The following is a 14195-nucleotide window of genomic DNA, read 5'->3' as shown; positions in this document are numbered from 1 at the left end:
TCCATGCGGATAATTGCAGTTAACCTTTCCCTGTCCGGGCAGCTTAAGGCCAAAGGTCATGAAGTCCTTGAACTCAAGCCGGAGCCAGGCATCCTGTCTCTGCCCGAACATCCCAAGGCAAGGGAGTTTGAACCGGATCTGGTCATCCAGCAGGAAACCCTTGGCCCCCGGGTCCTCCTGGCTGGTCTGGATCTTTTTTCCTGCCCGAAAATCTACTGGTCCATTGATACCCATCTGAACTTTTTCTGGCAGAAGATATATGGACGTTATTTTGATCTGGTCCTTACCACCCAGAAGTCATGGAAGAAACGCTTCAGGGAGCACAGCATTGAAGCGCAATGGCTGCCCTGGTTCGGATGTGACCGGGAGTGGGTGCCCTGGAACAAAAGGGAGCATGATGTTTCCTTTGTTGGCCGAATCACAAGATACAGGGAAGTTCGCAAATGGATGGCGGATTTTCTCCAGGAGTATTACCAGGCCCGTGTAGTCAAGAGTCTGCCGTTTAAACAGATGCTGGATCTTTATGCATCCTCCAGATGCGTACCCAATGAGTCCATTGCCGGAGAGGTCAACTTCAGGATCTTTGAGGCCACATCCTGCGGCGCTCTGGTTTTCAGTCAGAGGCTCATGGAAGAGATGGAAGATATTTATCTTCCGGACCAGGAGGTCGTGGTCTTTGAGAATGTCCTGGAGTTAAAGGAAAAAATGGACTATTACCTGGCTAATCCCGAGATGGCCAGAAAGATCGCCTTTAGGGGCTGGAACGCAGCCCGGAGCAGACATCTTCCAGAACACAGAGCAGCTGAGCTGGAAGGCCTGTTCAGTATAATTCAGGGTAAGAGCAAAAAGAAATCCAGGGGCCTGAAGGATCTTTACCTTGCGCTTTTTGAACTCTGGGAATGCAGCCGGTTTTCCATGAAAAAGGAGCAGATCAGGGAGATGCTTTTTTCCCTGCCGGTGGACGAGGAAGTCCTGGCTGCCATTGTCCGTTTCCATAACTTTGAGCCCAACAGCCTGACAGGCCTGCTTATTCCGATCCTGGAGAAAAATCAGTTTGACTACGACCTGCAGGTCAATCTGGTCTGTTCCACTTCTGCCATGGGCATCAAAAGGTTTGATCTGGCCATCCAGTTCTGGAGAAGGTATTTCCTGTGCCGGAGACAGCCGGTCAGCACCCCTGATTCTCCTTTGCAACTCTACCTGTTCTGGGCTAAGGAACTTGCAAGAAAAGGTCTGCGCTTTCGTCAGGGATTCATGTTTGACCCGGACATCCATCTTCCAGGATCAGCCCTGGAATGTCTGCTGACAGCTTCAAAACTGAGTCCAGAGAACAGGGATGTTTTGTCCGGGATTAAAAGGCTGATCCAGGGGCAGATGGGACTTGAATCAGTGGTGCTGAGGATTCTTTCCCATGAAAGTCTCCATGACCGGACCAACTGGCGGACAAGCCTGAACCTGGGTATTTTTCACCTCAGGAGTTTCCGGCTGCAGGCCGGTCTGGAAGAGCTGTATCTGGCCTGGAAATATGCCGGAAGAGACAAAGAGTCGGAACTGTTCCTGTCCTTGTTGACCGCCAGAGATCCCGGGGGATACCTGGTGCGTTGTCTAAAGGCCATGGACCAGGGACCGGCCCATGACAACAATTTGCCCATGGAAAAACATGCTTGAAATATTGAGGATCAAGAATCTGGCCCTGATTGAGGATATGGAGCTGGAATTTCATCCAGGTCTTAATGTCCTGACCGGGGAGTCCGGAGCAGGCAAGTCTTTTATTCTGAAAGCCCTGGACTTTATCCTGGGTGAGAGGATCAAGACCTCGATGATCAGGCCGGGCAAGGAGAAGGCTATGGTGGAGGCCTTGTTTGCAGTGGATGGCCAGGAAATAATACTTAAAAGAGAACTGGTGTCTTCCACTGGCAGGAGCAGGTTTTTGCTCAACGACTCTCTGGCTTCTCAGGACAGGGTCCAGGGTCTGAGGGAGAAACTGCTGATCCACACCAGCCAGCACGGTCAGCAGAAGCTTTTGAAAAGGACCTTTCATCAGCAGATCCTTGACTCGTTTCTGGCTGATAAATCTCTATTGAACCGGCGGAACCAGTTGCTGGCCGAATTGCAGAAAATTTCATCCGAGCAAAATGACCTGGCTGCCAAGCTGGCATCCTTGACTGAAAAAAGGGATTACCTTGAGTTCCAGCGGACTCAGATCGACAAGGTCAAACCCAGACCGGGTGAGGAAGAGGAGTTGATTCAAAAAAGAGACGAGATAAAAACCAGAGCTGAAGTGGCTGAATCTGTCCACAGAGCCCTGGAAATTCTGCACAGCCCTGAAATCAAGCTTCTGGATTCATTTTATGAGCTCAAAAAGGTCCTGACATTTCTGTCTGAAAATAATCCCCATTTAACCTCCCATACTGATGAGCTGGAGAATTTTCAGTCTGTTCTGGAAGATGTGGACAGGACTCTGCGATCCACCGGAACCCAGTCGGACACTGCTGAACTGGAATCCGTGGAATCCAGGCTCTGGGAGCTGGCCCAATTGAGGAGGAAGCTGAATCGGAGCCTGGAGGGAATCCTGTCTCTGCACCAGGAGATTGAAGAGAATATATCCTTTTTGGACCAGGGTGAACTAAGTCTTAAGCAGCTGCAAAAAAAAGAGACTGGACTGAAGACCGAGCTTCTGAAGGTTGTGGCCGGACTTGACGACTTGAGGTTCAGGGAGGCAGAGATCCTTAAGGCCAGCCTGGAGAAGGAACTCGGATTTCTGGGTTTTTCCGGCCATGTCAGGATTGAATTCCAGTTCAGTCCGGAGGAAATATATCCTGATGTTCAGGAAAATAAGCTGCGGCTCTTATGGGTGCCCAATCCCGGGCAGCCGGCCCAGCCCCTGGACATGATAGCCTCTGGCGGAGAGCTGTCCAGATTCCTGCTGGCCCTGGTGGGGCTAAGATCCCAGGAAAACCTTCCCACCCTGCTGTTTGACGAGGTGGATGCCGGAATCGGTGGAACAATCCTGAACCAGGTGGGTGAAAGGATCAGGAGCTTAGCCCAAGACCGGCAGATACTGCTGATCACCCATTGGGCCCAGCTGGCCTGTCTGGCCCAGAAACACTTCCTGGTCCGGAAAAGGGTGGTCAACCAGGAAACCTACACCCTCTGCACCAGTCTTAATCAGCAGGAATCCAAGCAGGAACTGGCCAGGATGGTGGGAGGAGAAAAGGGCCTTGAATTGGCTGAGGAGCTGAAGCATGAAGCAGCTGAATAACCATGAGTCCAGGACCTGCGTCCGGACCATGGTCCGTATGGTCACTCCAGCTGGTTCAGATGGCTTTATCAGCCTTTATCTGGACCTTCCGGAATGGGATTATACTCCAGGTCAATTTGTCATGATCAGGCCTGAAAACTGGGATAATGATCCGGTCTGGCCCAGACCGTTTTCCATCTGCGAGGTAAACCGCAATGGCCTGAGGCTTTTCATTCAGGTCGTGGGCAGGGGAACCCGGCTGATCAGCCGGCTTACGCCTGGAAGCAGGGTGGACCTCTGGGGACCCCTGGGGAATGGATTCAAGTTTGATCCTGACGACCGGCTTTTGATCCTGGCCGGAGGCATGGGAATCGCCCCCTTTATCGGGCTTTGTAAAAATCATCCTCATCCGGAAAAAGTCAGTCTCCTTTTTGGTCACCGGGTCGGAATAGAGTGCTATCCCTTGGATGAGCTGCCCCAGGGAATGGATAAGCAATATGCGCGGCAGGAAGGTCAATCTGACCTGGTCCTGTTTCAGGAGATGCTTGAAAAGAGAATTCAGGAGTTTTCCGGGCTGGGCAGAATCCTGGCCTGTGGTCCAACCCCTTTGCTCAGGGTTGTGTCTTCCCTGTCCCTGAAATACAAGGCCGAAACCTATGTTTCCCTTGAAAACAAGATGGCCTGCGGGGTTGGAGCATGTCTGGGCTGTGTTGCCCGGACCTCGGATCAGGGCTATGTTCAGACCTGCACTCATGGTCCGGTTTTCAGGGCGGACAGAATTGTCTGGGAGGTTTGAGCCGGTTCTGGGAATTTGGCGTTGACCGTCAGGTTCACTCCTGCCATTTGGGGCCGGTTTGGGACTGGCCAGGACCAGGCCAGAGGCTGGGCACAAGCAGCAGAATAAGTTTCAATGGAAAGGCTGATATGGATATAAGTGTAAAACTGGGCATGTTGAAGCTCAAAAACCCGATTATGACTGCATCGGGTACTTTTGGTTACGGCCTGGAGTTTAAACCTTACGGTCGACTGGAAGACCTCGGGGCTGTAGTGGTCAAGGGTTTGTCCCTGGAACCCAGACAGGGCAACCCTATGCCCAGAATAGTGGAAACTCCCTGCGGCATGCTCAATGCCATCGGACTTCAGAATATCGGTGTTGAGGCCTTTTTAAAGGAAAAGCTGGGCCTGCTTCCCTGGAAAACAACCCCGGTGATTGTCAATCTGTACGGGCAGACCAGAGAGGATTTTGCCAGACTGGCTGACATTCTGAGCAGGGAACAGGGAGTAGCCGCTCTGGAGGTCAATATCTCCTGCCCCAACGTCCGGGAGGGTGGAATCCAGTTCGGCCAGGATCCGGTCCAGGCAGCCCGGGTGACTGAAGTGGTCAAAAAGAGTGCAGGTTCAAAACCGGTAATAATAAAATTGAGCCCCAATGTGTCCGATGTAACGGTCATTGCCCGGGCCGTGGAATCAGCCGGTGCTGACGCCATATCCCTGATCAACACTCTGGGTGGAATGGCCGTGGATATTTACACCAGGAAACCCTGTCTGGCCAATAAGTTTGGAGGACTGTCCGGACCGGCCATAAAGCCTGTAGCCCTTAAAATGGTCCATGAGGTCTGCAAAAAGGTCAGCCTGCCGGTTATAGGTCTCGGGGGAATCAGTTCGGCCAGGGACGTGCTGGAGTTCATTCTGGTCGGAGCTTCAGCAGTCCAGGTTGGCACGGCCACTTTTACCCGGCCGGACAGGGTGTTCAGTCTGGTCAGCGAAGTTGAGAAGCTGGCAATGGAACTGGGACTTGATTCATGGAATGATTTCCAGGGAACCCTTAAGAACTGAAATCCATTCAGGCCAGACTGATTTGAATCAGGGTGTGGAGGATTGCCGGAAAATGCAGATATCCCGGACTTGAGGAAATCAGCTTTTCAAGCTATTCGAAATGGTTTCTATTTTCCAGCGCCTAGACCTTGAAGGATTTATCCATCGGCCCATAAGGAGACAAAGATGCCCCAACCCATAAAAGACGCAGCAGCCCTTTGCAAAACCATTATGCGCAACGGCTATGATGCGTATGTCATAAATGCACCTCTGCAGAAAAGAGCCCTGTCCGATCAGGACCTGGAGGTGGATATCTGCACCGAGCTTGATGCCGAGGGCCTTGGCAAGCTTTTTCCCAATATGGAACCGTCCCGGTCTGCAGACTTTACCGGGATCTTGAAACAGGGAGAAGTGACTTTTAATTTTTATCCGGCGGACATCATTGAGAGCTCATATACCGACGGTACAATAGCCAGGCTGACCCCGAGACTGATGAAAAAGCTGGAGGCTGTGGGGGATCTGCCCCTTTCCTGGGCCTGCCCCTATATCCCCAAGGCCCAGGATGTTTACGATGGTTTTGAAAAGCTGGATTCCGGCCATATCTGCCTGGAAGGAATTCCCGATGAAACCCTGAAAAAGGATTACCTTCGGGCCATTCGGGCACTACGTTTTTCAGCCAACTATCATCTGCCCATAGAGGGCAATACCTGGCTGGCTTTGATCAGGGCCAGCCGCCGGGTCCTGGATTATGTTTCAGTGACCGATTTCATGGATGAATGGCGTAAAGTGGAAGCTGAGAACATGCACAGCTTTGTGGAGCTGCTCTTTGACAGCATGATCCTGCACGGACTTGTTCCGGAACTGGCTTCCCTCAGCCGGGTCAAACAGATCAAGAACCCTGACCAAGGAGAGGAAACAGTCTGGGAACATACTGTGGAAACCATGCGCCGCTATCCTGAGGAGCTTCCTTATGACTGGTACGGAACAATATCCTGCCTGTTTCATGACGTGGGCAAGCTGTTCGCCGGTGAATATTTTGACGGCAAGATCACCTTTTACCAGCATCACCGGATCGGAGCCAAGGTGACCAGAAAGATCCTTAAGAGACTCAGGTTCAATACCGATGAGGTTGATCTCATCTGTCATCTGGTCAGGCATCATATGCGGTTTCATTTCATGCTCACAGATCGCGGCATCAGAAGATTCAAGGCCCTGGATGAATATCCGCGGCTCATTGAGATGGCTAGGGCGGACATCAAGGCCAGGAACGGGAGCTACAAAGAGTTCAATCATAATATGAAGATGCTGGACCGGGCCGAATTGTCCGAAGAAATGCTGGAGCCCCTGCTCAATGGCCATGAGATCATGGATTTCACCGGAATCAAGCCTGGACCGGCTGTGGGGCTGATCAGAGAGGCTCTTCTGCAGGCCCAGGTGGCCGGAGATGTTTCCTCGGTTCCTGATGCCATTGAATTCATTATGAAATATCAGGAAAAGGAGAAGATTCAATAAAAAACATTCTTGACCTGGATCCGGTCGGGGCTGCAGGTTTGATGGAGAGCCTGGGTGAGCCCGCTTACCGGGCTGATCAGGTTATGAAGTGGATTTGGGCCGGAGGGGTCACCAGCTTTGAATTCATGACCAATGTTTCCAAGGCTCTTCGTTCAAAACTGGGCCTGGAGTACAGGATTTTTCATCCCAGGGTGAGCAGGGCTGAGACCAGTACTGACGGAACCGTGAAATTTCTCATGACCATGGATGATGAGAAGGTTGTTGAGACGGTTCTCATTCCAGCCGGAACTCACTACACCCAATGTCTTTCCACCCAGGTGGGATGTCCAATGGGATGCAGGTTCTGCAGCACAGGGAAGATGGGCTTTGAAAGGAATCTGACCTGCGGAGAGATAGCCGGGCAGGTGGTTTCAGCGGTAAGGTTCCTCAAGGACCAGGGTGATCCCCTTGCTGTGAGCAATCTGGTCATAATGGGCATGGGTGAACCCCTTCTGAACTGGACGGAAGTTCAAAAGGCCCTGAATATATTCCGGCATGCCCAGGCCCTGAATTTTTCCAGGCGTAGAATAACCCTGTCCACAGTTGGGGTCAGGGGCAGGTTGATGGATTTTGGACGTTCAAACCTGGCCTTGCCAGCCATATCCCTGCATGCGCCTGACCAAAGCCTGAGAAAATCCTTGATGCCCGGTGCAGCAGAATATGAGCTGGGGGCTCTCATGGATGACCTGAAGTCTTATCCCCTGGCTCCCAGAGAAAGAATCACCATGGAATATGTGATGCTCAAGGGAGTGAATGACAGCCCCTCCCAGGCCAGGGACCTGGTCAGGCTTCTGTCCGGTCTTAAATGCAAGATCAATCTGTTGAGGTATAATCCAGGAGAGGGAGCTGGTTTTAAATGTTCCAGCGAGGAATCCATTGCTGCTTTTCAGGATTATTTAAGGTCTAAAGATTTTACCGTCATGCTGCGCAAGAGTATGGGGGCTGATATCCATGCTGCCTGCGGCCAGCTCAAGGCCAGGTGTTCGTCTGAATCATGATTATGTATCAAGCTGGGCACATAAGGTTGAATCAGCAGCACATCGATATTACAGGGGGCAGGGCCTGATCCAGAGGCATTAAGTGCAGGAAGTCCCCAGGGGACCTGTTGTCCAGATTAAAAAAACGAGATAAAGGAGTTAAGTTTTGAAACCGGATTTTGCCAAGGGAAACGGCTTGCTGCCGGCCATTGTCCAGGAACATTCCACCGGCCAGGTGCTTATGCTGGCCTACGTCAATCAGGAAGCCTGGAACAGGACCCTGGAGACAGGAGAAGCTCACTACTACAGCCGGAGCAGAGATTGTATCTGGCACAAGGGCGGAACTTCAGGCCATGTTCAGAAGATAAAGGAGCTGCGGCTGGATTGCGATTATGATACCATTTTGTACCGGGTTGAGCAGGTTGGCGGGGCTGCCTGCCATAAGGGTTACAAAAGCTGTTTCTTTACCAGGGTCCAGGATGGCAGGTTCGAGGTTTGCGAAAAAATTGTTTTTGATCCCAAGGAGGTTTATAAATAAATGAATAACAATGTATTGAAGCTGGGCATACCCAAGGGCTCACTCCAGGAAGCCACCATGCGCCTGTTTGCAAGGGCCGGCTGGAAGATCAAGCCCCATCACCGGAATTACTTTCCCGAGGTCAACGATTCAGAACTGGTCTGTTCCCTCTGCCGGGCCCAGGAAATATCCAGGTACGTGGAGAATGGCACCATGGACGCTGGTCTGACCGGCAAGGACTGGATCATGGAGAACGAGTCCGACGTGGTGGTGGTTTCAGACCTGATTTACTCCAAAGTCAGCAACCGCCCGGCCAGATGGGTCCTGGCCGTGGCCGGGGACTCCCCTTTTAAGCGACCCGAAGACCTGGCTGGAAAGAAAATCGCTACGGAACTCAGAAACTTCACTCATAATTACTTTCAGAATGCCGGCATCCCGGTGGAAGTGGAATTTTCCTGGGGTGCCACAGAGGCCAAGGTGGTGGAAGGACTGGCTGATGCCATTGTGGAGGTGACGGAAACCGGTACAACCATCAAGGCCCACGGGCTGAGAATCATTGCTGATCTTCTTCAGACCAACACCCAGTTCATCGCCAACAAGCAGGCCTGGGATGATCCCTGGAAAAGAAAAAAGATTCAGACCATCAATACCCTGCTCCACGGAGCCCTCAGGGCGGACAGGCTGGTGGGTCTCAAGATGAACGTGCCCCAGGAACGGATGGATGCGATCATGGATCTTTTGCCCAGCATGACCGCTCCCACAGTGGCCAACCTCTACAACACTGACTGGCTTTCGGTTGAGATAGTGGTGGAGGAAGATCAGGTCAGGGATCTGGTACCCCTGCTTCAGGCCAGAGGGGCCGAGGCCATTATCGAGTATTCTCTGAATAAGGTCATATAACTCTATAGTCCCTGCATGGCTGTATCTATGAACAGGAAATGGTACTGGACAGTTTTTCCGACAACCGGGTATGTGAGATGATCAGATCGCTGCTACTGCTTTGTCTTATCCTGGTCCTGGCCGGATGTGCCTACGGCACAGCCAGGGATACTGGAGTTTCCAGGGAGCAGATCTCCATCCGTCTGGAACTGGCTGAAAGGTACCTTATTGACTCCGAACCCAGGATGGCCCTGGAGCAGCTAAGAATTGTCCAGGATCTGGCTCCTGATGATCCCCGGCTTTATTTCAGTCTGGGGCTGACCCATACAGTCCTGGATGATCTGGACAAGGCGGCCCAGGCTTATGAAAGGGCGGTGGCCATTGCTCCGGACTTTGGCGAGGCCTGGAATAACCTGGGGCAGGTCCAGCAAGCCAGGGGAGAATTCGGGGCTGCCAGATCAGCCTTTGAACAGGCCCTGGATCTGGAAGAGTATATGACTCCTGAGTTTGCTGCTTACAATCTTGCATCACTCTATGCCATGCAGGGCAAGCTGGATCAGGCTCTGGCCTGGTCCAGGCTGGGAATGGAAAAGAACCGGCGCTATACCCCCCTTTATGAACAGACTGCTGATTTTTTGCAGAGAACCGGCCGACATCAGGAAGCACTTGAGACACTCCAGGCCGGAGTATCAGTCAGACCAGACAGTTCCCGGCTGCGACTCAGGCTGGCCGAAGCACTTCTGAGTCTTGGCAGGGACCAGGATGCAAAAAATGCCTTTGCCCAGATAATTGAACAGGACCCCAGATCCCATGAGGCCAAGACAGCCGTTCATTACCTGGAAATCCTCAGGTAGGTCGGATCCTCTCCGGGTACTGGGCATCAACCCCTGGATATATGACTTTGCAGCCTTTAATGTCTGGTCCAGGCCGGCCGGGCTCCTCTGCTGCCTGGACATGTTTTCCAGATCAGGGGCGGATACGGCCCTTGCCGACTTCATGGACCGGATGGTTCCAGGCCCTCACTGGCCCCGTGCTGCAGCAACCGGTCGGGGGCATTATCCCAAAACTTTCCTGCCCAAACCCTGGGTATTAAAAAATATTCCAAGGCAATACAGCAGGTACGGTCTTGCCAGGGATATGTCTGCCCAGGCCTTGTCCGGCCTTGATCCGGCCCCGGATCTCATTCTTGTTACTTCTCTTATGACCTACTGGTATCCAGGGGTTGGTTCAGCCATAAAAATGGCCAGGCAGATTTTCCCAGAAGCAAAGATCTGCCTGGGGGGGATATATGCCACTTTGTGCCGTGAACATGCAGAGGCAATGGGTGCTGATCTGGTGGTGTCCGGTCCCCTTGAACGTCCAGACAACTGGGCAAGGGTCTGGTCCCTGGCTGGCCGGGCAGCCCCGGCTCTTCCGGATCAGGCTGGTCTGGCTCTGGATACGTCATATTACAGGGATCCGGAATTTTCATTAATCATGGGCTCCAGGGGCTGTCCTTTCAACTGTCCGTACTGCGCATCTTCCAGGCTTTACAATGGATTCAGACAGGCTGACCCGGCCAGGGTGATAAAAGGGATCAGGCAGGATTATGAACGCGGAGTCAGGGACTTCGCCTTTTATGATGATGCCCTTCTGGTCAATCCGGAAAAGATGCTTTATCCTGTGCTGGATTTTATTATTGAAAGCAAATACAATTTAAGGTTGCATGCGCCCAATGCCCTGCATATACGTTATCTTACGCCGCAGATCTGCAGACTCCTGAAGAGAGCCGGGCTGGTCACGGTCAGGCTTGGTCTTGAGACAGCTGATTTCAGACAGCGGCAGGACCATAAACTGGACTTCAGGCAGTGGCGGAAGGGAGTGGCCAATCTGCTGGAGGCCGGCTTTTCCCGGCAGGACCTGGTGGTGTATGTCATGGCCGGACTGCCGGGCCAACAGGACCGGGAAATAATAAAAACCGTCAGAGAGGTTTTGAGTCTTGGAATCAGGCCGGAACTCAACCATTACTCTCCCATTCCTGGTACGCCAATGTTTGAGCGGGCGGTTGAGGAGTCGACTTTTCCCCTGGATGACCCGTTATGCCATAACAACTCCATCTGGCCATGCGTTGCTGGAGGTTTTTCCTGGGAGGGGAAGAAGCGCTGGCAGGAAGCTGTTCAGCAGGTATTGCAACTGAAAATGACCTTGCTCGAGTAAAGGAGGAATTATGTCCACCATTATGCCTGAAGATAAAAATGCCCGACGGGCTGTGAAATGGATAGGAGAGGAACTGCTGGACGGCAGGGATCTGGACGGGCTCCTGGCCCAGGCTGGCATGAGATTTAACTTGAGTCCCAAAGAGGAGCAGTTTGTGCGCAAGTTTTTCAAAGATCCTGATAACATCCCCAAGTCTGAATGAAAATTCTCCACAGGCAGATAATCAAGGAAGTAGGGCTGATTTTCGCTGTAACCCTTTCTTCCATGCTGTCCCTTATTGTCATCGGCAGGATGATCGACCTCAAGGATATCTTTGTGGGTCAGAACATTGCCATCCTGGACGTATTCAAAGCCTTTGTTTTTCTCAGCCCGTCCTTTCTTGGCCTGGTCATTCCCATAGCCTGCATGCTGAGCATCTTCCTGTGCTTCCTGCGCATGGCCTCGGACCGGGAATTGACAGCCTTGCAGACCAGCGGGATTTCCATAAAAAACCTGGTCCTTTCCCCTCTGATCTTTTCTTTTGCCGCCCTGGTACTCACTTTTTATGTTTCCATGGATCTGGTTTCAAAGGGAGCTGACAATTTCAGGGCAATTGCTGTAGATATGATCCGGCAGCAGACTGAGTTGTCGATCCAGCCCGGGGTGTTCAGCCGCCATATTCCAGGACTGGCCATTTTTGCCCAGCAGACTGATCTGGAGACCGGTGAGATGAGAAACGTCTTTATTCATGATGAGACCCAGGCTGACAGTCCCATGACCATTGTGGCGCCCAGGGGAAGGATAATCTCCGAATCCAGGCAGGGTGAGATCTTTTTCATCCTGGAAAAAGGCCGGATTTACAGTCTGGACCAGCCGGAGCTGTCGGTGGTCTCCTTTGGAGAGTACCGGGTCAGGCTGGACCTGTTCGGACTGCTGGGTGACATCAGACTGAGGGACAAGGATCCTGAGGAGATGTCCTGGTCCGAGCTTAGCCGGGCAAAGGCCGAGAGCGATCCCCAAAGCGGCCAGTACCGGCTCATGGTCCTGGAGCAACACAAGAGGTTTGCCCTGCCTGTGGCCTGTCTGGTCCTGGGTTTCTTTGCCGTTCCTCTGGGCATGAGCCTGCAGGGAATAGGCAGAAACTGGGGTCTGCTTTTGGCCATCTTGTGCTTTCTGGCCTATTATGGTCTGTTCACAACCGGCTACAGTCTTGGGGAGATGGGACGGATCCCGGTCATTGCGGCATTGTGGGCTCCGAATCTGATTTTTGCGGGCCTGGCCATGGCCGGTTTTTATTTTTTCAGTCAGGGCAGGGAACTCAATCTGACTGAAATAATCTCCAAGTTAACCACCAAAAAGAATGTTCACCATACTTAACAGATATCTTTTCAAGCAGAACCTTTTTTTGATGCTGATCATCCTGTTTTCCGGGATAGCCATCTACCTGATTGTGGATTTTTTGACCAGGATGAACGCCATAGTTGACTCAGGGATTCCCATGGGAACAGCCCTGATGTATTTTCTTTACAAAATACCGCTGATCATCGCCCAGATCATGCCGGCCATATTCATGCTGGCAGTCATAGTCCAGGTTGCTCTGATGTTTCAGAGCAATGAAATGGTTGCCCTGGAAACCAACTCTATTTCCTTTGTCAGACCGGCCGGTTTTTTCATTGTTTATTCCCTGCTGTTTTTTATTGCTTTGCTCTTTTTTTCCGAAACCATGGGTATAAAAGGGTATCAGGAGACCAAAACCATCTGGGATGTGGACATCCGGCAAAGGGACGTTGCTGACCGGGGCATTGAAGATCTCTGGTTCAAAGAGGGACAGACCATAGTTTTTGCAGAAAAGGCCTGGCCAAAGAGGGGTGAAGGCAGGGGAATCACTGTTTACCAGCTGGATGGCAGTGACCGGATCCGGGAAGTTATCCAGGCCGGGAGGTTTACTGCCAGGCCCGGAGAATGGATCCTGGAAAATCCGGTAATAATAAGGACCCATGAGTTCCAGAAACTGGAAAAGGACACTCATGAACTGGTCCTGAAAACAGACCTGTCCTCTTTTTCAGCCATGGCCTCCAGACTTCCCTATGAATCCCTGTCCATATTCACCCTGGGGGGAATCATCTCTGACCTCAGGGAGAGCGGTTCCAATGTTGAAAGGCTGGCCACGGCCTGGCACAGCAAGATAGCCTATGCCTTTGCCCTGGTGGTGATGACCATCCTGGCCCTGGCCCTGGCCACGCTGATACGGAATATCTATGCCCTGGTAACCCTCAGTCTGGTCATTGTGTTTTTGTATTACACGGTTTATGTGTTCGGGGTTAGTTACGCTGAAGAAGGGATCATTGCTCCTGTCTTGGGGGCGTGGCTGGCCAATATTGTTTTTGGAGTACTAGGGCTGGGCCAGATACTCTGGTCAGAACGGAACTGAAGATTTTTTTTGGGGACCGGAAGGGAGGTCAAAGCCCAGTACCGGCCAGAATCCTGGCCCACAGGGTGTCTTTGCCTTTACCGGTTTTGGATGAAAAGATCACCGGCCCCCGGCTGAACCCCAGGATTCCGGACCAGGTGGCGCTGGTGTCGCTGATCTGCTTTTGTTTGCATTTGTCTGTTTTGGTCAGGACCGGTATCAGCCCGAGGTTGAGAGAGCGGATGTACTGGGCCAGTTCCATGTCCATGACCTGAGGCGGGATCCGGGAGTCAATGAGCAGGACCACGGACTTGAGGTAGGGGTTGTCTTCAAGATAACCCTGGATGAGCAGTCCCCAGTTTTCCCGTTCGGATTTTGAGCGCTTGGCATATCCATATCCGGGCAGATCAACCAGGTAAAAGTTTTCAGGCTTGACCAGGTAAAAATTGATGCTCCTGGTTTTTCCTGGGGTGGAGCTGATCTTGGCCAGGCCCCTTCGTTGTCCAAGGGTGTTGATGAGGGATGACTTGCCGACATTGGATCTCCCGGCCAAAGCTACCTGAGGCAGGTTGTTGCCAGACAGCTGATCAGCGGTGTAGGCTGTTTTTTCCAGAATCAGTTCGCGCATGT

The 14195-nt window shown here is 52.1% G+C and carries 14 protein-coding genes; 13 read left to right on the top strand and 1 reads right to left on the bottom strand.

Going from position 1 to position 14195, the window contains the following annotated elements; genetic code table 11:
* Positions 1-3: 3 nt before the first annotated feature.
* The 13 genes from P771_RS0114005 (at position 4) to P771_RS0113945 (ending at position 13586) form a co-directional block, all read left to right on the top strand.
* On the top strand, positions 4-1668 hold the full coding sequence (locus P771_RS0114005; RefSeq protein ID WP_028575633.1) for a glycosyltransferase family protein: 1665 nt from the start codon (positions 4-6) through the stop codon (positions 1666-1668).
* Positions 1661-3262, top strand: a complete 1602-nt coding sequence (locus P771_RS0114000; protein ID WP_028575632.1) for a DNA repair protein RecN — start codon at positions 1661-1663, stop codon at positions 3260-3262. Before P771_RS0114005 ends, P771_RS0114000 begins: the two co-directional genes overlap by 8 nt.
* Entirely contained in the window at positions 3246-4037 is a 792-nt protein-coding gene (locus P771_RS17760; protein WP_051617362.1) for an iron-sulfur cluster-binding protein, read from the top strand. Before P771_RS0114000 ends, P771_RS17760 begins: the two co-directional genes overlap by 17 nt.
* 128 nt (positions 4038-4165) lie before the next feature.
* Complete coding sequence (locus P771_RS0113990) at positions 4166-5077, top strand: dihydroorotate dehydrogenase (protein ID WP_028575631.1); 912 nt, start codon at positions 4166-4168, stop codon at positions 5075-5077.
* A 165-nt stretch (positions 5078-5242) separates the two neighbouring features.
* On the top strand, positions 5243-6568 hold the full coding sequence (locus P771_RS0113985) for an HD domain-containing protein (RefSeq protein ID WP_028575630.1): 1326 nt from the start codon (positions 5243-5245) through the stop codon (positions 6566-6568).
* Entirely contained in the window at positions 6529-7605 is a 1077-nt protein-coding gene (gene rlmN, locus P771_RS0113980) for a dual-specificity RNA methyltransferase RlmN (protein WP_337833579.1), read from the top strand. The genes P771_RS0113985 and rlmN overlap by 40 nt, the downstream gene beginning before the upstream one ends.
* Before the next feature lie 145 nt (positions 7606-7750).
* Entirely contained in the window at positions 7751-8122 is a 372-nt protein-coding gene (hisI, locus tag P771_RS0113975) for a phosphoribosyl-AMP cyclohydrolase (protein WP_028575628.1), read from the top strand.
* A complete protein-coding gene (hisG, locus tag P771_RS0113970) occupies positions 8123-9001 on the top strand; it encodes an ATP phosphoribosyltransferase (RefSeq protein ID WP_028575627.1) in 879 nt (292 codons plus the stop codon).
* A 38-nt stretch (positions 9002-9039) separates the two neighbouring features.
* Complete coding sequence (locus P771_RS0113965) at positions 9040-9834, top strand: tetratricopeptide repeat protein (RefSeq protein ID WP_028575626.1); 795 nt, start codon at positions 9040-9042, stop codon at positions 9832-9834.
* Entirely contained in the window at positions 9791-11176 is a 1386-nt protein-coding gene (locus tag P771_RS0113960) for a B12-binding domain-containing radical SAM protein (protein WP_035244696.1), read from the top strand. Before P771_RS0113965 ends, P771_RS0113960 begins: the two co-directional genes overlap by 44 nt.
* A 10-nt stretch (positions 11177-11186) precedes the next feature.
* Positions 11187-11378: a hypothetical protein gene (locus P771_RS0113955; protein ID WP_028575624.1), complete on the top strand. Its 192-nt coding sequence runs from the start codon at positions 11187-11189 to the stop codon at positions 11376-11378.
* On the top strand, positions 11375-12532 hold the full coding sequence (gene lptF, locus P771_RS0113950) for an LPS export ABC transporter permease LptF (RefSeq protein ID WP_051617361.1): 1158 nt from the start codon (positions 11375-11377) through the stop codon (positions 12530-12532). Before P771_RS0113955 ends, lptF begins: the two co-directional genes overlap by 4 nt.
* Positions 12516-13586, top strand: a complete 1071-nt coding sequence (locus P771_RS0113945; RefSeq protein ID WP_028575622.1) for an LptF/LptG family permease — start codon at positions 12516-12518, stop codon at positions 13584-13586. Before lptF ends, P771_RS0113945 begins: the two co-directional genes overlap by 17 nt.
* A 28-nt stretch (positions 13587-13614) precedes the next feature.
* On the opposite strand, the gene yihA is transcribed toward P771_RS0113945, so the two are convergent.
* Positions 13615-14193 carry a ribosome biogenesis GTP-binding protein YihA/YsxC gene (gene yihA, locus P771_RS0113940; RefSeq protein ID WP_028575621.1) on the bottom strand — a complete coding sequence of 193 codons (579 nt, stop codon included), beginning with the start codon at positions 14191-14193 and terminating at the stop codon, positions 13615-13617.
* Positions 14194-14195 lie beyond the last annotated feature (2 nt).

Origin of the sequence: Desulfonatronovibrio hydrogenovorans DSM 9292 (assembly GCF_000686525.1) — a bacterium.
GTDB classification, from domain to species: domain Bacteria; phylum Desulfobacterota; class Desulfovibrionia; order Desulfovibrionales; family Desulfonatronovibrionaceae; genus Desulfonatronovibrio; species Desulfonatronovibrio hydrogenovorans.
This window is presented reverse-complemented; position numbering and strand designations above follow the sequence as displayed.